The sequence below is a fragment of the Ruegeria sp. CDSB013 genome (assembly GCF_059611165.1).
Window position 1 is genome coordinate 188991 of the sequence record NZ_JBXWPA010000007.1, and the last position, 17696, is coordinate 206686.

Here is a 17696-nt window from a genome sequence, read left to right on the forward strand (position 1 = left end):
ATCCCATTTTAGCAGCACAAATTGGGCCGAACGGCGAAGTTCCAATTCGACGTTTTCGGCTATCAAACCGCCGAAACGATTAGGACGCAATGCTGCATCACAAGCCTTAGGATACGAAGTAGGATGTTATCTCACCCACTCCTTTGACAAAATGAGTTTGTGCTTCCGCGTTGGGCAAATGGTCACCCAGCGCATCTTTGGTTTGGGCAGAGATGTGAATGTGCCCCGACCTGCCTGTGGCCTCGAGACGGCTGGCAAGGTTTACGGTTTCCCCCCAAACATCATAAATTGACCGTTTTCGCCCGATCAGACCGGCAATGACTGGACCGGAATGGATACCTATGCGGATATGCAGCCCCGCGCTGCTTACTGTGCTGTCAGACATCGTCCTTAGGATGTCACGTGCAAAGCTTACTGCCGCCAGCGCGTGGTCTTCGCGTCGCACGGGGATCCCCGATGCCGCCATATAGGCGTCTCCAATTGTCTTGATTTTTTCGATGCCGTGCAGGGTGGCCAAGTCATCAAATGCAGTAAACAGTTTTGACAATTCCAGGATTAAGTCACCAGCGTCCATGCGGGCAACCAGCGGAGTGAATTCTACGATATCCGCGAATATTATGGTTGCGCCAGCGAAGCGATCAGCGATGTTTGTCTCACCATCGTTTAGGCGTTTGATAACTGGCGCGGGCAACATCGAGTGTAGCAATTTGTCTGCCCTGTCACGTTCGTATTTTATCTCATTTGCGAGCGCCAATTCCTTAGCGCGCCAACGGCTGCGTTCCATGCAGGCATCGACGCGCGCATGCAGCAACACCGGATCGATAGGTTTTGGCAAATAGTCCTCGGCGCCGACACTAATGCACTTGGCGATTGCGTCGGTCTCGTTAAGACCAGAAACCATGACCACGGGCATTTCGCGCCAAGACGGATCTTTTTTCATATTTTCGAGGACATCGATGCCATTCACCTCTGGCATAAGAATATCCAACAGAACAAGGTCGAATCCCTCGCGGTTTAGTGCCTCAAAAGTTTCCCTGGCCGAGCCGACGGACCGCACACTATGCCCTCTGCGCTCTAGTAACCTGGTCAGGATTTCCCGATTGGCCGCCTCGTCATCAATCACCAAGATACGTCCGGTCAGGGCTTCGCGACCGGCATCAGAGTTCGCAAGGCTGCGTTCAAGGTTGGCCGCAATTTCCTGATCCCGTTCACTGTCCTCAGCGTTATTCTGAATGTCTGCATCACTGATGGTGCTGTCGATCTGTAGCGCCAGCTTGCGCGCTTCGCTCAGGATCGCGTTTATGTCGCTGCAAGCGGAAGGCTTCAGATCTGCCTCGAAATCATCCAGAACCATTTCCGAATACCCAATGATCGCATTGATCGGAGAGCGTAAATCATGCCGTAATTTTGCCTGCGCGTCTTTGTCGGCGGTGACTTGGTGCGCACTTTTCCCTAACAGTTCGACCAACTGAACAAGGTTGCTGGCGGCGGCGCCAATCTTTTGCAAATCCTCTAGCGCAGCCTCTGGTCCTGATCTGCGTACTTCCTCGATCAGCAGATTATGAAACCCAACAATCGCTTCTGACGGCCCATTGAGGTTCTGGGAAATGCGGGTGGCTAATGCCAACTTGTCTTTTCGGGTCTCTGAAACCATGCCGCGCTACCCGTCCAGCAGTTTTTCAATAATTTCCAGCAACCCGGGCAGTTCGATCGGTTTGGTATAGAATTCGTCGCAACCGGCATCCATGGCCTTGTCACGATCACTCTGCATCGCATGGGCGGTCAAAGCGACAACTGGGATAGCGTTTGTATCTGGGTTTGCTTTTATCTGTCTGGTCGCCTCCCACCCGTCGATTACGGGCAGGCTCATGTCCATTAAAATCAGATCCGGTTTATCCGATAGGGCTTGTTCAACGCCGGCCTGACCATCGCGGGCAGATACGGTTTCGTAGCCTTTTCTCTGCAGCCGGCGCGACAGCATATCGAGGTTCATATCGTTGTCTTCCACAATAAGTATCTTTGCCATCGCCTTAATCTTTCCGACTTATGAATAATCTTGTAACTGGCGTTTCAGTGCCGCAATCAGATCACCTCGACCGGTATCTCCTTTGCGGATGACCTCATCTGAATGGGCTTTCAACCAATCCAGTTCGTCCCGCGTCAGGTCCTTGGACGTGGCTACGATAACCGGCAAATCTGCAAGCTCATCAGTTGTGCGAACCGTTTTGAGAACATCGAAACCGTCCACATTCGGCATCATAATGTCCAATACCATCAGTGTCGGTCTTTTGGATTTCAATTGGCTGAGCGCGCCGTGACCGTCTGCCGCCTCGCGTACCGTCCATCCGTTGCGCGTTAGGATGCGGCGAAACAGGTTTCGCGTTGACATATCGTCGTCAACGATCAGCACGTCCTTGTCGCGTCCGGAGGCGATAGCATCCAACGTTGCGATCAGCCGCGCTGGATCAATTGGTTTAATTAGGTGTTCGATCGCTCCGAAGGCAAGGCCCATGTCGCGATCCGCGACAATCGTGGCTAGGACAACGGGCGTTTCGCACAGCTTCGAGTCTGCCTTGAGTTCCTTCAACATAGACCAGCCGTCGCGTTCAGGCATGATAACGTCCAGAAGAATGACGTCAGGCTTTTGCGAGCGCGCGATTTCCATGCCCGCCGCTGCGTTCGATGCCAGCAAGACATCATACCCTTCCTCGCGCACGATTTTTGCCACCGCGTTCCGTGCGTCTTCTTCATCATCCACTATCAGAACGCGGCCCAAAGCAGTGTCCGGTGACGTTTCGCTGTATTCGTTAGTCGACGTAGAAATGGTATCGTAGCGGGCTGGGATTTCGAAAGAGAAGGTCGATCCAACACCCTCTTTGCTATCGACAGTAATATGCCCGCCCATCATACGCGTAAATTCCTGCGCAATGGCGAGCCCTAGCCCTGTGCCTCCGAAATTCCGCGTAGTAGACTGATCAGCTTGCACGAACGCTTGGAACAGCTTGTCGCGTTGCTGCGGCGTCATTCCGATACCTTCATCTCGCACCGCAAATCGAAAGAAATCTGTATCATTTTTCCGGAGTTTAGAGACGAGAAGCTCAATCTTACCACCTTCGGTGAACTTCGCCGCGTTGGACAACAGGTTGAAAAGGTTCTGCCGGAGCTTGGTTTTATCAGTTTCGATCTCGTCAGTGTCTGCGAGATCACAAGAGAGAACCAGTTCATTTCTGTTCTTGCTCACCAAGGGAACCACGGTCGACGCGACTTCGTCCAACAAGGGCCGCAGTGCGAAGCGTTCCGGGTACATTTCCATTTTGCCCGCTTCGATCTTGGACAGATCAAGAACGTCATTGATGAGCGAGAGCAGATGTCGCCCGGATGCCATGATCTTCTCCAGGTCATCCGTCGCAGTCTCGAATCCCATGTCCTGCGCATCCTCGGACAGCATTTCGCTATAACCGATGATCGCGTTCAAAGGAGTGCGCAACTCGTGGCTCATGGAAGCCAGGAACTGGCTTTTTGCAGAGCTGGCAGCGATCGCCTGCGCGTTGGCTTCTTCAAGTTGTTCCTGTTTGGACTTAAGGTCAGAAATATCGCTGTAAACAGCGACCGTGCCCCCGTCGGGGGTCTGGCGTTTTGACACCTGAATCCATGCGCCACCCAGCAAGACTTCTTGGCGATCTCCGTCAGGCCTGCGATGTCGTGCAAGCCGGCTGCTAATCCACTCTTCGTCAGGCACACCATCGGTATCAACCGATTTTCGTTCCAGTTGCAGCCGCAAGATATCCTCGAACCGCGTGCCCGGCCCAAGTATGTCGTCTACATGTGCAAAAATGCTGCGGAACCGGTCATTGAAGAGTATGAGTTGGTCTTCGTTGTCGAACAACGCAAATCCGTCTGGAATTGTTTCAATTGCTGTCAGAATCGTATTGCGCTGCGCACGCGCTTCTTCTTCTAGTTCGCGCCGTTTGTCCTGGCTGTCGCGAAGCGCTCTTAGCGCTTGGGACATCCGGCCCAGCTCATCAGGGCCTTCGGGCGGCAGAGTAACATCCCGTTCACCCCGGATCAGTCCTGAAATCGCGATGTTGATTGCATGCAGCGGCACAACGATCGACCTCAGAGCGCGCCACGTAAGAAGCGCTCCCAATATCACGATGACAACACATGCAATGATCGCTCGGTTCATTGCAGCCTTGGCGGCAACCGTTGCTTCATTTCTGGTTCGGTCGGCGCTTTCAGATAGGTCATCGACCAATTGCGTAAGCGTCTTGTCGACTGCATCACTGGCCACTCGGGCCTGTGCAAGCAAAGTATTTCCCAGCACCCTGTTACCATCTGTGTAAGCATCGGCTGCTTGCATAGAAGTTTCGTAGTAGGAGTTTGCCTGCTCTTGTACACTGGCTGCGGACTCTGGTGCAAAAGCGGCGAGCTGTTCGAGGCTGCTATTGAGCATCGTCCTTGCTTCGTTGGCGCGCCGCTCCGAAAGGGTCAGTAAACTGACAGAAAGATCCGTCAGCCAATACCTCATCTCGCCAAAATGACGGTCGGCCTGGCCAGCTACTTCCAGCCGGTGAAACTCAGTATTTGCGTCTTGTATGCGGGCTTGGTTACGCGCCAGATCGTAGACCATCACAATGGTGCTCACGACCAAAGCGGTTAACAATAGCGCTGACAGTGACCCAATGCGCACCGGAATAGTGTTTTCGGACACCCACTTCCAATTGTTACTCAAAACAGAATCTTGTTTCATCTAAAAAGGGTTATGCTGATTGCACCTGCCAGATCCCCAAGTTGCCCACCTTCCTTTGGGAAACCGGTCACATCCGTTTCACCCGCTGGCGATCCGTGGCATGAAAGACAGGACTCAGAGTAGTATTCGGGGATCAGCATACGGAAAGCGGGTGTTCCTGAAACGTCAGTTTCTTCGAAAAATGGCTGCCCTTCGGCCCAAGAGGAGTCCTTGAACTTTTCCTCGATGATCGCGTTTTCCCAGGAATCCGGACGGGCCATGCGATTGCGGACAAGTTCCGAGGGCGCCGTTACCTTGACCACAGCAGACGTGCCAATTTCATCTGCGAACTGTTCATTTACCAGCCGCGCAAATACGGCTGGAATAAATCCTTTAAATGCCACTCCCTCGGCATTTATTATCTCTTGGTTTGCGTCGATTACCGTGACCATAGCGTCCAGCTGCGTTTCTGTAAGTTTACGCTCTAGTGGGTCCAGCCCATCATGCAGCGGTGGTTCACCGTTAGCCTCCGAGTAGGCCTCAATAACTTTCTCGTAAAACACTTCACCGGACAGCCCTTTGTCCGTGACATCCGGATTGTTGATTAGGTCCTGACTGTTCGACACGACACTTCTACCGGCTCGCAACACCGCTGCTAGTCGGTTGCCCGTCTCAACTTCTTCTGCGGTTTCCGCCGCTACATCATCTGAACTAAGCGGACAAAATGTACTCAAAATGACCGCTGCTGTAAAAATTGGTTTTTTCAATAGACCAGCGCCCCCACGCAAAGCCAAGTGCAGTGACAATAAGCTAGGGTAGCAAAAAAACTCCAAACTGTCCTAGGAATTCGGCCCGCCCGAATTTGTACAGCCAAAATTGGATTGTAATAGGCGACGGTCGATCTGGTAACCGCGCCGCTGGTACCCCAAACAACGTTGCCCGCAAATCAGATGGTGAGCGAAATTTGGTGAACGTCTGCACCGGGTCCGAACTTACCTTGCCTCAATGTGCAAACTTGAGAATTTTAGGAGAGTAGGGCGTTGTGCTGTTAATCGTGTGATGTTAATCGTGTGATCAAGTGTAGTGATCTGATAGTGTGTCAATTTGCCGGGGAATTCTGGCGTCGCTTTAGTACTTCGTTCCACAAATGTTATGAAGAACGACTTCGAAAAGATTTGAAGCCAATCACCCTCAGAATCTTCATGATCGCAATGTTGAGCAAACATTTCATCGGTCACTGAATATGCAACGAAATCAAAAAAGCTAAATCGCACCGCATCGTTTTCCGGCTTGATTTTAAAGCGGTAAAGGCACTCTGCATCCCCACGCTGACGAATAAGCGGTCTTCACATAGCTGTGGGGCGTGTCCGAACAGGCGGCAGGTTTCAACTGGATGCTTGGACCCATTCTTTTGTTTCCATGTCGAACGTTGGCCCACGGTGCAGCATCCTGAACTCAAGACACATTCGACGTACTACAGTCAATATTCATGCCCAATAGATGACGGTTGCCGCGAGAGCGATAGCAGAAAAGAAGGTTTTGGTGCACCGGGCATAGCGGGTTGCCATTCGCCTCCAATACATAATCCAAGAACTCAATGCTGCTTTCACACGTACCGAACCATGAGCCCTGTATTTCCCAGATTATCGCTTTGGTTGGTGAGATCCAGTGTCGCTGCAGGCGTCACGCTGCCAGGGCTTGGCCGATTGGTTTCAAACACCTCCATAGAAGTGTTCCGCCCCGGCACCGAACCCACAGGAGTATTGGGCAAATAGCCCGCAGCCGCCGGTTTCCCTGCCTGCCAGTCCGCCCAGACTTTGTCCACCATGCAGTGATGGAAGAAGAATGCCGGGTCATTTGGCGACAGTGTGATATCGGCCATTTGCCCACCGGTCCACATATGCCCGGCACCATGCGGGCCAAATTCAAGAACATGCCGAAAGCCGCGTCGGTCGCTCGAGTCGAATGGCGTCACGTCGTACACTCTTTCCCGCATCACACGGGTGCGGGTTACGCCTCCGCTTGGTCGTCCGCGATGTTCCCCAAATACCCTTCGCAGAAAAGGTTCATCGACTGATCCAGTCGCGGTGAAGCTTGACCATCCACTCCCAATTGGTCCTGACACGACAGGAAAGCCGATGCGGCGATTCCCCGGTCTGGTCCGATCTCCATCGCCACCCAATATGCGCTCCATCGCGCGGTTCCACATACGCACACCTCCGCGTTGCCCGGGGTCAGTGAACCAGTTCCAGTAAGGCAGCGACACGCGGTCATCATGGCGGCGCAGACGGCTTTCAAAATTCAGGATGAACTGCCTGTGCCAGGGCAGGAACCCTGCGTTTCCATGGATAGCCCTCCTTGCATGGTCAACGACGAACTGCCTGCGTTCATCCGCAGCATTCAGCGCCTGAAGCGCTCCAGCAAGTGCGGCCTGCTCCGTCGCGGTCAGCGCAGTGACATCCTTTCGCAACCGCAAGCGATTGATTGCCGCATCAAGGGCCGCAATGGTATTCTCGCCCACGATTCCATCGACAAGGAAGCTGGAATTGTGCGCTCTGACATTTGTCTGGAAAGCCCGGACAGTTCGATCTGTTTCGCGCCCGAAATCACCATCTGCGCCGAACCTAAGTTGGAAACCAAGATCGATCAGCGCTTGCTGTACCTTGCGAACAGACGCGCCTCGTGCCCCACGTCGCATGGTACGTCGACCATTCAGGACCTGGGTCAGAAAGCTATCGTTTCTGAATCGCGAATGGGTAAATTGGCGTGGCCCGGATTCTTCAAATCCACGCACTTCCGCTGGCCTGTCTCGCATAAGATTGGGATCAACCCAAAAGGTCATGGAGTGCCCCCCATGATGAGCATGGCCACCGGCCTCAGCAGTTCCCATTCGTCCGCGCCGATAGGTGCGTCTGCGATGTCCGAATGAACTTCTGTCATATTTCATCGTACCAATCCTCTGTCTCTTATGGGGTGTGAGGAACTGTGCTCAGCAACACGAAGCGCGGTTTGCGGATCGACCAGACCCGCACCCAGACGCAGACGGTCAACCAGCTTGTGCGCCGCTTGCGGGCGGGCGGTACCAATGATCATTCTGCGTAAATCGTGAATGCCTTGCCCCGGGCCAGCAGCCGATAAACAGGCTGCCAAAAGACCCGCGACAAACGGGGCAGCCTGGCTTGCGCCAGACATATGGGTATGACGTGGTCGCGGGTGGGATTCGCCAAGCGGTGTATTGCGGGCGGCCCGCACCGCCACACCAGGTGCCACAACGTCCGGCTTTGTCCGGCCATCGCGGGTGGGACCAGCCGAGGCAAAACGCGCAGGCCGAGCGCCCACCCGGCCTTGCTGCGCGGCGCCGACTACGATTGAGTGGTAGCCCGAAGCGATCGACCCGATGGTGCAGGTCTGATCGGCCTCGCCGGGGGCCAATCGGGACTGACGGCGCGGGCCAGAGCCGTCCCGCTCGATCCAAACATCATAGCGCCCGTCGGTTACGACATCCGCGCTGATTTCCACTGTCCAGCGCCCGCCGGGTGCATTCGCGTAGACAAAAATATCGCAGTGATGATCACCCGAGTTCGGCTCAAGCGCGCGATGATAAACCCGCGCAATTTCGCGCCCAAATACATCGCGAAGGCTGCGTGTGTCACCCAAGGGGACCGTAATCGTCTCTTGTCCTGGCGGCCGCAGACTTACACGCATCCGGTCGCGCGCCGAATAAAAAATCTCCATCTCATTGTCGGTTGGGTCGTGACGGGAAATATCCCACCCGATCCGGCGCATATGACCCGGAGGCAGCACTCCTGCGGCATGGCAATTGGCCAGGAAGTAATTGCCTGCCGATTGCACAATAACTGCATCGTCCCGCTCAGTAACAAAGGCATCAAGTGCGCGTTCCACCAAGCTGGTGCCGTTCTTTGCTCCTCCCTGTCGACCGAGGCTCATGTTAATGACGCAACCTCTCCCCCGGCTCAAACGACGAATGAAATCCACCGCTTCGATGATCCGCGCAGAATTTCCAAGATCTGAAAGCCCGCCCAGACGCGCCGCCGAGAGATGTACGAACACCAGATCAGCCTCTGGGGCCAATCCGCCTTCACCGTCTGAACGCGGCGAACCACCAGCAATATCCGCAACGTGCGTTCCATGCGCGCCCCGCCCCCGATCCGCGTCACCGGGATGGTAGTCAAGGCGTTCATAGGGCCGAGACGTTGTAAGTGCTCGGTCGATCTCTCGCCGGGTAATGACGCGACCGTATCCGTATGGCTTTGGCTGCACGCCGCGCGACGGTTCACGTTGATCCCACAATGCCAGTACCCGACTTTGACCTGCGGCGTCTCGAAAGGCCGGATGAGCAATATCAAACCCCCAATCGATCACTCCAAGCACAACACCTTGCCCACGGTGGCGCGGGTGGGCCTGACGGGTGGGCGCGCGCGTACGCGAAAACACCTCTGGCGTTGGAGGTGTCTCTCGACTTTGCCCAAAGACACGCGCTGCTTTCAGTGATTTTACCGATGGGTGCGACCAAACTTGGAAAATGTCGCCGCGCCTGAGCCGAACCGTCAGAATGTCGCCGAACCGTGTCACCGGTCTGACCCATTTCTCTGGCACTTTGGCTCCAGGGTGCAGGCGGAGGATCGCCTCGACGCTGTCACGCCGCCGCCCGCTGCCCAGAAGTTCACGCAGCGCCGGGTCCATGGCTAGGGTTTCTCGAGGATCTGCTGTGCTTCGTTGCGCCAGCTCTTGGCCTGAGTGGGCGCATCGATATCCCGATCCAATGCCTCGACAGCGGCATCGTCCATGCCTGCGAGATGGCGCAAGTCTTTGACACCATGTTCCCGAAGCCGTTTGGCAATTTTCGGGCCTATCCCTTTAATCGTCGTCAACTGATGCTCTGACGCTCGCAAACTCTTTAATGCGTCATGAAGTGCAGTTTCGTGGGCTTTCAGGCCCGCGCTTAATTCTTCGATCTGATCGACCGAGACACCAAGAGTTTTCGCAATCTCGTCGCGGCTCATCTCGGGCACCGCCAAAATGGCGCGGGCCACCTGGTCAACATCATCGTTTTCGATCTTGTCCTGGCGAAAAAGCTGCATCACCCGCGCGAAGGCCTCTCGCGCACGAAAAGCGGTGGCCACGGCCTCGATCGTCGCGCGCGGCCTAGGCAATTTTCCCGAGCTAAAGAACCGACCTTTAGGAAGCGGCTTGGGCACTGGCGGCGACGATTTCAAAGGCCCGCCGAAGTCACCAGGTTTTAGGGGCTTGTGCCGTGCAACCGGTTTAACATCCTCCAGACGTATCAACTGACACCCGCACATGGCCGGTCCTCCTGCGTAAAGGAAAGACAGGGCGACAGCGCCGCCCTGTCTGAAAGCATTTGATAATCAATCAGGATCGGAATTGGATAAATCTCCGGGGCCACCAGCAGGTGGGTTTTGAGGATCGTCGTCGTCTGGATCTCCAACACCGTCAGGCCGTTTATCGGGATCCAGCGCCACTGTTTCAGCGAGCCGCTGAACAAGCGCATCTACCTGAGCTGGCGTGACCGCTGTGCCACCGGGCATCTGCTCAAGCAGCCTAACGCCATTCTCCAATGCCTTGTACCATTTGGAAGCCTCTCCAATGGCCGTGTCGCGTGCTTTGGTCACTTCGGCGTGGCTTTCTGCGATACGCTGGAGCCCCATGACACCGAGCACTCCATCACGGGAGGCCAGAAATGCCTCGGTCGTTAGATCCGGGATCAGATCGCGTGTGGCTACGATATTCAGTAGTGCTTTCTGTCGCATTTGTTCGCCCCCCTTAGTTCCGGCCCAAGAGAAGGGCGTACATCAGCGTGTCATCCCCGCCGCCTGACTTGCCAAACGCGCCAGAAGCCAGGATCGGCAGCAGGATGTCCTGCTTCTTGAACGTGATCTCGGCATCAATCTCCTGACCAGCAAGAGCCCCTGCCGCTGCACCCGAAAGCTTGATCTTTTCGGCCTTTGGTGCACCACCTAACAGCCCCAAGAGGCTGGAAGTCTGGGCTTGCCGCTCAAGTGTCTTGACCGACTTGCGCAGCGACGAAACCTTGCCGTCTAAGTTCTTCGTGGCCGATGCAATTCGCTTGGACAGAGCGTTGTGGTTCGCCTTTCGCTCCTTCATGGCGGCTGCAAACCGTTTGTTGGTAGAAGCGATCAGCTTGTTGACCTCTGCCGATGTGGCAAAGCTCTTGCCAAAGCGCACCCGCATGCGGCGGCCATTTCGCCCACGCATTGTGGTCGAGCGTGACCCCTTGACCTTGCCCATGCGACGCCGGCGGCTGAACCTGCGAAATCGCGGGCGACGGAAGGAGCGACGGCGGCGGCGACGGCGGCGACGGCGTTCAGGAAAGTCCTCGCCGTCGCTTTCGAAGTCATCAGCCATGTCCAGCATGTCGGTGTCTTCATCATCGTCGTCGTCGAACTCGAACATTTCGTCATCGTCGTCGAAATCTTCATCATCGTCGTCGTCGAACTCGAACATTTCGTCATCGTCATCGAAATCTTCATCATCATCGTCGTCGAACTCCGCGACTTGGCTCTGAGCGAGCGCAAATCGCAAAAGATCGTCCTGTTCCATCAATCCTGATGAGCTCATGGGTCAGACCTTTCCTTCTGTTGAATGACCGTGGCGTCTATGGTCAATGGATGCGCCACCTTGTCGGAGACGTGAGGCGAAGGACGCCGCCTCGCACGCCGTCTGGGACGGCGGCGACGGTTTCCTTGGTCCACCATCACTTCGAGAACCGGGACAATCAAAGCCCTGAAACAATCAGGGTCGGGTAGGAATGTGCCGGGGCTTCCGGCACCTTGCCCGCCACAGTCTTCGCAGTCTTCGCTGTCGCCCCAACATGACGGGCACGCGCCTAAGGCACAGGCCAGCATGTCGAGCTGTGCACTCATGCTTTCGATCACCTTCTCGGATCGGGCAGCCTCTTCGCGCCAAGCATCAAGATCAATAGCTGCAGGCGTTTCGTGAGGCTGTTCTGCCTGAGCAGCCCCGGTGAGATGCGCCAGAATTTCTGCCTGGTCGATCTCACCCGAACTCGTCAGCGCCTTCAGCAGTATTTCGTTAAGCGCGGTCATGTGTTGCACCGGCAAATGGCTTCACCGGTCTCGGGGCAGGGGCCGGCACGCTCGCCGGCGTCCTCGTCAATTCCAATCATTTCCACCAAAAGCGCAAATGCATCTGCAGCGCTTTCGAAATCCTCCGCTTCGAAATCTGCGGAAAAATCATCAAGGTCGATTCCAGCGGCTTCTGCTTCGCTTAGCGCCTCGGTCAACCCTTCAATAAGCCCTGCGATTGCAACGGGCCCAGACATCGTCTCGCCCGAACGGCCTACGACTTCGCGCGAGCGCCCGCCAATGAGGCCCGCCAAAATCGACTGAATCTGTGGATTGCGTAGAATGGCTCCTGCCTGCTGACCAATCGAGGCCAACCCTGCTCTGCGGCGTCCGCGTCTTCTAGGACGTGCGCGACGGACTCGACCACGCGCAGGTCTGCGCGTCATCACCGAACGTCCACGCCGCAAAGGCCGTCTTCGCCCACGTCTGGACCGCCCACGCGATCCGAGCTGCCCGGCAAGTGCGCCTACGCCCTGACCAAGCAATCCACCAACAGCACCGCCGATCGGGCCGCCGATCGCTGTGCCAACCACCGGGGCGACGGTGCGTACGACTGGTGCCGCAACCTTGAGCGCCTTGCGCCCGAACCGGGCCAGACCCCGCCAAAAGCTCTCCAGTTCTTCGGGGCTCATGCCTTCGGTCATCTGAAAAAGAAACTCGTTGACCTCGGTGTCGTCGGCATCAGCAATCTCGGCAAAAGCCTCGCGCGCGACATCTTCCGGCGAGAAGCCTGCGTCGAAAATCGCGCCCCACTCGGCGTCGCTTTCCATTTCCTCCGGGAACGCGCTATCAGCATCGATAAACTCTGGCGCGAACTCTTCGTCAAAGAAGTCTTCAAAATCGTCTTCAGCCGGTGCATTCCAAAACCGGTTTCGTGCATCGCGGGACATGTTGATCACCCTTGCTCTCTTGCGCAGCGTTTGCCGTTCTTTCCAGACATTGCATGGCGCAATCACAGGCCAATCACGACGCAATCAAGCGAACGATCACAAAAGGAGGTTTGGGAAAAAACCTCAGTGGGAGCGAAGGAGCTGGGCGGAAAAAAGGACACGGCCGCTAGCACAGGCATTCAGAGCAGGTAGATCAGCCTTTTCGGGACTGGCCTGCATCGCCTCAACACTGGCGACTTCGAGACGACGTTGTTTAATTTGTGAGTGGGGGTCGATATCTCGCAGCAAAAGAGGTTTGGAAAGTATGCCAGGGCAGTTTCACTCGTCCAGGCGGTCTAACTCGTCTGTCAACGCTGACAACTCTTGCCGTAACTCGCCCACCAACCCATGGAGCGCATCAACGCGCCGCAAGGCCGCTCTGATGCGCGGATCAGTTGCCGGCTCAAACCTGAAACCCGGTCTGGGCGCCGGCAGATCTTCCGATTGAAGCTTTTGCGCCAAAGCTACCGTATCCGGCGACGGGACGACACCAAGCTCATCGCTCAGAACGGTTTTGAGTATGTTGAAATGCTGGATCGCGTTGCCATTCTGGCCAGTCATCATGTCAATCTTCATCAGCCAGCGCGTCGCGGCCTCGTCATAGGGATTGTCGCGCTGGAACTTTTCAGCGACCCATCGAGCCTCTGCCAGTCGGTTGGTTTCCAACGCGGCCTCGATCGTCTTTTCCAGAAACCTGAAAATCCGCGCCTGCGTCTCGTGGCGCAACTCTTCTATCCACTCAGCTTCCACCCCTTCTGCAAAACGCCCGATCTGGATTTCACCTGCAAGAAGACTCTCAAGCGCAGTGTTTCCGCCCTGGGCCAGCATGTCGATATCAACGATATAGCCGGCATCATTGCGCAAAGTCAGTGTTCGAGGTGTTGAATCAATAAGCGCAGAAGGGTCAGTTCCTGCCGTTTCCACTACTTTCTTCAGGCGCCAGACCTCGGTGTTCAACGCGCGCCGTGCTTTGTCTGGATCCTTGTCCGGCCAAATCCAGGACATCACCTGACGGCGCTCAACCGGATGCCCCGGGCGGTTCCCCAAGGCCGCGATCAGCTCTTTCGAGCGGATACTGGTAATTGGTAGGTTTTCACCACCTTGAGCTTGTATCTCTACGCGGCCGAGAACACGAACCATGCCAGACATGACAATACTCTACTTCTTATTGCCTCCGGACCTATCAACGAGGCGAAAAACCGGTGAGAGCGGAGCCATATCCAAAGGTCAAATGTCCCATTGGTTCCGGCACTCAATCTGATGCTGGTTGGGTACTGGGCTTCAAAAAACCAAGTAAAGCAAAGCTGAACGATGTTTGCGGATCGTCGTCAAAATAAGTGCAACGTTTACGGAAGCCTCAGCCCTCGATAGTCCGGACTGTTGGAAATTTTTTTATGAGACCAGTCGGAGATGGATGGGTTCCCGACACCTGCAGACCTCATTCAATTATTGTAGTCTTCACTACCGTAAAGTTTGTGCGATATCAATTTTGCAATCTGACTTCAGCGATAACTCACTCATTTCAGATACTGATCTTGTTAAGGAAACTCGAAATTCCGCAATTCGGTTTCACCAGCTTTTGTTTCAAAAACTGTTACATTCCAACCGCGCTCTTTTCCTACGGTTGCGGCCCAAAGAAATAAGTCTCAGCCGGTTGCAGACAGCCATTACCCATTGTCGTCGATCTTGAGCAGTACAGCGTGACTAACTTTCCAACCATATTGGTCAAAAGGCCGACCTTGGCATTCTCAATGTCATCTCTGTATTTCTGTCTAACAAGTAAGCCGCTTTTTGATCCGTATAGCTAAACGATTCAAAGCAGACTTTCGTTGTACCGCGATCAACGTGCGTGTTTGGGCCAATTTCTGCGACGTGTCCCAACTTGCGGAACTTACCTATGTCGGACCGGCAAAATGATACGAAAAGCCCAAAACTCACTTGTTTGCGCTTAGCAACTCACTGGCTTTTTCTCCGATCATAATCGCTGGCGCATTGGTATTGCCGCTGACGATTTCCGGCATGATTGAACAGTCGGCAACGCGCAGATTTTCGATTCCTTTGACCTTCAGGTTTGGGTCCACAACAGAGCTTTCCGAGGTACCCATCGCGCAGGTTCCTGTCGGGTGATAGATCGAGACGGAATTCGAGCGCGCCCAATCCAAAGTGCCTTTGTAGTCATCGCGGGACAGATCAGAGGTTGGCCGGAACTCTTCTGAAATCTTAGAAGCCAGTGGATTATGCCGGGCGATGTCCCGCGCGATGTTCACGCCGTCGACGATCGTTCTGCAATCAGTTTCCGTCGACAAATAGTTTGGAATGATCTTGACGTAACTGGCCGGATCGGGGCCATCCAGACGCAGTTCTCCGCGGCTTTCCGGCCTCAGCTGACAGACGGACATTGTGAAGGCAGAAAACGGGTGCACGCCCTCTCCGGGGCTGTCGGCAGACCAGGGTTGAACGTGGAATTGAATGTCAGGAGTCTGAACCTCGGGGCGGGTTTTCAGAAATCCGGTGGCCAGGCTGGCTGCCATTGTCATAGGTCCGGCCCGGAATAGCGCGTATTTCAGCGCGATCCGTGCCTGATTGAACAGGCTGCGCACTTCATCATTCAGCGTTGGCTCGTTGCATTTGAAGACCAGGCGTGCCTGCAAGTGATCCTGCAGCCCTTTGCCGACGCCGGGCAGCGAATGAACGGGTTCAATGCCGTTGGCCTTCAAGTGATCCGGGTCTCCGATGCCTGACAACATCAAAATCTGAGGTGAGTTGATGGCACCACCGGACAAGATGATTTCGCGGCGCACTTTGACCGACTTCACTTCACCCGATCGGTCGCGATAAAGAAGCCCGGTTGCTTTTTTGCCGTCCAGTTCGACCTTGGTTACCAATGCACGGGTGATGATGTTCAGGTTCGGCCTGTTCCTGATCGGTTTGAGGTATGCAACGGCCGCACTGCAACGACGACCATTCCGAGTGGTCAGTTGAAAGTAGCCAACGCCTTCCTGATCGACCCCGTTGTAGTCAGGATTAAACGGGTAACCCGCCTCTTGGGCGGCGGCTACCCAGGCGTCGCAGATCGGTCGCTGAATGCGCATGTTGGACACCGACAGCGGGCCGCCTGTACCATGAAATGCGTCTTCGCCGCGCTCTTGATCCTCGCTGCGTTTGAACAGAGGCAAGACGTCATCCCAACCCCAGCCGACGTTACCCATCTGACGCCAGCGGTCGTAGTCCTCTTTCTGACCACGAACATACAAAAGCCCGTTCAACGAGGAAGATCCGCCAAGGACCTTTCCGCGCGGCCAATCAATCGAGCGTCCATTCAAACCTGGATCTGGTTCAGTGCGGTAACACCAATCCAATGAGGGGTTATGCATGGTTTTGAAGTATCCAACCGGTATGTGAATCCACGGGTTTGTGTCAGGTCCGCCAGCTTCCAACAATGCCACTGTTGTGCTGGGGTCAGCGCTTAGCCGATTGGCAATGACGCAGCCCGAAGAGCCTGCTCCGACGACTGCATAATCCACCTCCATGATGGTCTCCTCCCAAGGTAACTGAAAAAAACACTATGCAAATTGCCGGAACTATACTAGCATTTTTTGATACAAAACGTCTCAATAGTTGCGATCAGGGAGGTAAGCAATGGAGATCGGTAAGAAACTAAGCGGTGTCTCACGGCGGGATTTTTTCCGCGTAGCCGGGCGCTATGGCATGAGTTCAACGCTGCTGGCGGCAGGTGGATTTGGCGGCGCGATGAGTTTGGCCAATTTGGCGCAAGCCGCAGAATCAACTTATGAAAAAAGGTTCTCGAAAGAACCCAAGCACACGCTGAAATTCGGTGCATCAGGTTTCAATACGCGCAACCTGCTGATCGAACGGGCAGGGGCCATCGAATTCGCCCGAGATCTGGAAGAACGCACTGACGGTGAGATTCGGATCGAGTTCATTGGCGACAACCAGATCTGCGGACAGCTGAGTTGTGTTGAGAAGACGCAGCAGGGAATCGTCGACATCTATGCGGCGTCGACCCAGAACTCTGCGGGCGGTGCGCCATATCTGAACGTGCTGGACTATGCCTATATGTTCCCCAGCAGGGCGGCCCAATATCATTTCTTCTACAGTCCCGAAAGCCAGCGCATTCTGCGAGACCCCCTCGAAAAGCGCCACGGGCTGAAGTTCCTGTTCACCCATTGTGAACTGCGCGGCCTGCAAATGGGCTCGACCTTCTCTGACAAACCTACAGTCACCAAACTGGAAGAACTGTTCGGGACAAAGAACCGTGTGACTGGGACACAGCTTGGCCGGATCGCCATGCAGCTACTGAACCTGAATCCGGTACCGGTGGCGTGGGAAGAAACCCTGGATGCCCTAAAAACCGGCCTGATTGACGGGGCGGAGACCTGGGCATCAGCCGTTGCATACGCGAACATGGCTCCGGTCGTTTCCCAATCTGTGAACCTCAAGTTCTTCTGCGGAACCGAACACACGTCGATGTCAGCCAAGGTGTTCGACGGACTAGGTGGAGAGCTGCAGGACGCCGTTATGGAATCGTCCTATTTCACGCAGGCCCTTATTCAGGGTGCGAACGAAGCTGCACTACTGAACACGGTCGGTTTCTCGGATCCGCAGCTGCCCAACACGATCTTTGCCGAAAACGGTGTACGTGCGGCGTTCCTGGCTGACGACCAGATCAAACTGGCCGAAGAGATGTGCGCGCCGAACTTCAATCCTGAACCATGGGCGCAGTGGCGTGAGCGACTGAACAAATGGGCAGGTGGCATCGACACCTATCAGGAAATCTACGACATCGCGCGCGAAATTCCGGCAGACACACTGCCAGAAAACGTCGAGCCCCGCCGTTGGTGGAAAGGCGCGGCCTGATCTAACATTTCG

The 17696-nt window shown here is 55.2% G+C and carries 14 protein-coding genes and 1 pseudogene; 1 reads left to right on the top strand and 14 read right to left on the bottom strand.

From position 1 onward, the window contains the following. Window positions 1-106: 106 nt before the first annotated feature. The 14 genes and pseudogenes from AC2FJF_RS13900 to AC2FJF_RS13965 form a co-directional block, all read right to left on the bottom strand. On the bottom strand, window positions 107-1654 hold the full coding sequence (locus AC2FJF_RS13900; protein WP_496725925.1) for an adenylate/guanylate cyclase domain-containing protein: 1548 nt from the start codon (window positions 1652-1654) through the stop codon (window positions 107-109). Window positions 1655-1660: 6 nt separating this feature from the next. After that, window positions 1661-2026, bottom strand: coding sequence for a response regulator (locus tag AC2FJF_RS13905; RefSeq protein WP_496725926.1), 366 nt, complete (start codon window positions 2024-2026; stop codon window positions 1661-1663). Window positions 2027-2044: 18 nt separating this feature from the next. Beyond that, on the bottom strand, window positions 2045-4750 hold the full coding sequence (locus AC2FJF_RS13910) for a response regulator (protein WP_496725927.1): 2706 nt from the start codon (window positions 4748-4750) through the stop codon (window positions 2045-2047). Continuing rightward, the gene (locus AC2FJF_RS13915; protein WP_496725928.1) at window positions 4747-5496 is read right to left on the bottom strand and encodes a Tll0287-like domain-containing protein; all 750 of its coding nucleotides are present in this window, start codon (window positions 5494-5496) and stop codon (window positions 4747-4749) included. The genes AC2FJF_RS13910 and AC2FJF_RS13915 overlap by 4 nt, the downstream gene beginning before the upstream one ends. Before the next feature lie 720 nt (window positions 5497-6216). After that, window positions 6217-6306 (bottom strand): annotated as a pseudogene (locus tag AC2FJF_RS13920) (IS5/IS1182 family transposase); the annotation flags it as partial. 29 nt (window positions 6307-6335) lie between these two features. Then, window positions 6336-7571, bottom strand: a complete 1236-nt coding sequence (locus AC2FJF_RS13925; RefSeq protein ID WP_496725929.1) for a tyrosinase family protein — start codon at window positions 7569-7571, stop codon at window positions 6336-6338. A gap of 101 nt (window positions 7572-7672) precedes the next feature. Then, entirely contained in the window at window positions 7673-9433 is a 1761-nt protein-coding gene (locus tag AC2FJF_RS13930; protein WP_496725930.1) for a S8 family serine peptidase, read from the bottom strand. Between the two features lie 2 nt (window positions 9434-9435). Beyond that, complete coding sequence (locus AC2FJF_RS13935; RefSeq protein WP_496725931.1) at window positions 9436-9948, bottom strand: helix-hairpin-helix domain-containing protein; 513 nt, start codon at window positions 9946-9948, stop codon at window positions 9436-9438. Between the two features lie 171 nt (window positions 9949-10119). Beyond that, a complete protein-coding gene (locus tag AC2FJF_RS13940) occupies window positions 10120-10521 on the bottom strand; it encodes a hypothetical protein (RefSeq protein WP_496725932.1) in 402 nt (133 codons plus the stop codon). Between the two features lie 13 nt (window positions 10522-10534). Beyond that, a complete protein-coding gene (locus tag AC2FJF_RS13945) occupies window positions 10535-11350 on the bottom strand; it encodes a hypothetical protein (RefSeq protein ID WP_496725933.1) in 816 nt (271 codons plus the stop codon). After that, window positions 11347-11838 carry a hypothetical protein gene (locus AC2FJF_RS13950; protein ID WP_496725934.1) on the bottom strand — a complete coding sequence of 164 codons (492 nt, stop codon included), beginning with the start codon at window positions 11836-11838 and terminating at the stop codon, window positions 11347-11349. The genes AC2FJF_RS13945 and AC2FJF_RS13950 overlap by 4 nt, the downstream gene beginning before the upstream one ends. Next, window positions 11835-12767, bottom strand: a complete 933-nt coding sequence (locus tag AC2FJF_RS13955; RefSeq protein WP_496725935.1) for a hypothetical protein — start codon at window positions 12765-12767, stop codon at window positions 11835-11837. The genes AC2FJF_RS13950 and AC2FJF_RS13955 overlap by 4 nt, the downstream gene beginning before the upstream one ends. A 318-nt stretch (window positions 12768-13085) precedes the next feature. Further along, complete coding sequence (locus tag AC2FJF_RS13960) at window positions 13086-13955, bottom strand: AfsR/SARP family transcriptional regulator (protein ID WP_496725936.1); 870 nt, start codon at window positions 13953-13955, stop codon at window positions 13086-13088. A 785-nt stretch (window positions 13956-14740) separates the two neighbouring features. Beyond that, the gene (locus tag AC2FJF_RS13965; RefSeq protein ID WP_496725937.1) at window positions 14741-16336 is read right to left on the bottom strand and encodes a GMC family oxidoreductase; all 1596 of its coding nucleotides are present in this window, start codon (window positions 16334-16336) and stop codon (window positions 14741-14743) included. Window positions 16337-16445: 109 nt separating this feature from the next. Here AC2FJF_RS13965 and AC2FJF_RS13970 point away from each other — a divergent pair, with 109 nt between their 5' ends. Beyond that, window positions 16446-17684, top strand: coding sequence for a TRAP transporter substrate-binding protein (locus AC2FJF_RS13970; RefSeq protein WP_496725938.1), 1239 nt, complete (start codon window positions 16446-16448; stop codon window positions 17682-17684). Window positions 17685-17696 lie beyond the last annotated feature (12 nt).

Coding starts and splice junctions, on each gene's coding strand:
- AC2FJF_RS13925 (WP_496725929.1), bottom strand. CDS start 7,571: ATGACCTTTTGGGTTGATCCCAATCTTATGCGAGACAGGCCAGCGGAA.
- AC2FJF_RS13930 (WP_496725930.1), bottom strand. CDS start 9,433: ATGGACCCGGCGCTGCGTGAACTTCTGGGCAGCGGGCGGCGGCGTGAC.
- AC2FJF_RS13965 (WP_496725937.1), bottom strand. CDS start 16,336: ATGGAGGTGGATTATGCAGTCGTCGGAGCAGGCTCTTCGGGCTGCGTC.
- AC2FJF_RS13910 (WP_496725927.1), bottom strand. CDS start 4,750: ATGAAACAAGATTCTGTTTTGAGTAACAATTGGAAGTGGGTGTCCGAA.
- AC2FJF_RS13940 (WP_496725932.1), bottom strand. CDS start 10,521: ATGCGACAGAAAGCACTACTGAATATCGTAGCCACACGCGATCTGATC.
- AC2FJF_RS13960 (WP_496725936.1), bottom strand. CDS start 13,955: ATGTCTGGCATGGTTCGTGTTCTCGGCCGCGTAGAGATACAAGCTCAA.
- AC2FJF_RS13950 (WP_496725934.1), bottom strand. CDS start 11,838: ATGACCGCGCTTAACGAAATACTGCTGAAGGCGCTGACGAGTTCGGGT.
- AC2FJF_RS13970 (WP_496725938.1), top strand. CDS start 16,446: ATGGAGATCGGTAAGAAACTAAGCGGTGTCTCACGGCGGGATTTTTTC.
- AC2FJF_RS13955 (WP_496725935.1), bottom strand. CDS start 12,767: ATGTCCCGCGATGCACGAAACCGGTTTTGGAATGCACCGGCTGAAGAC.
- AC2FJF_RS13945 (WP_496725933.1), bottom strand. CDS start 11,350: ATGAGCTCATCAGGATTGATGGAACAGGACGATCTTTTGCGATTTGCG.
- AC2FJF_RS13905 (WP_496725926.1), bottom strand. CDS start 2,026: ATGGCAAAGATACTTATTGTGGAAGACAACGATATGAACCTCGATATG.
- AC2FJF_RS13900 (WP_496725925.1), bottom strand. CDS start 1,654: ATGGTTTCAGAGACCCGAAAAGACAAGTTGGCATTAGCCACCCGCATT.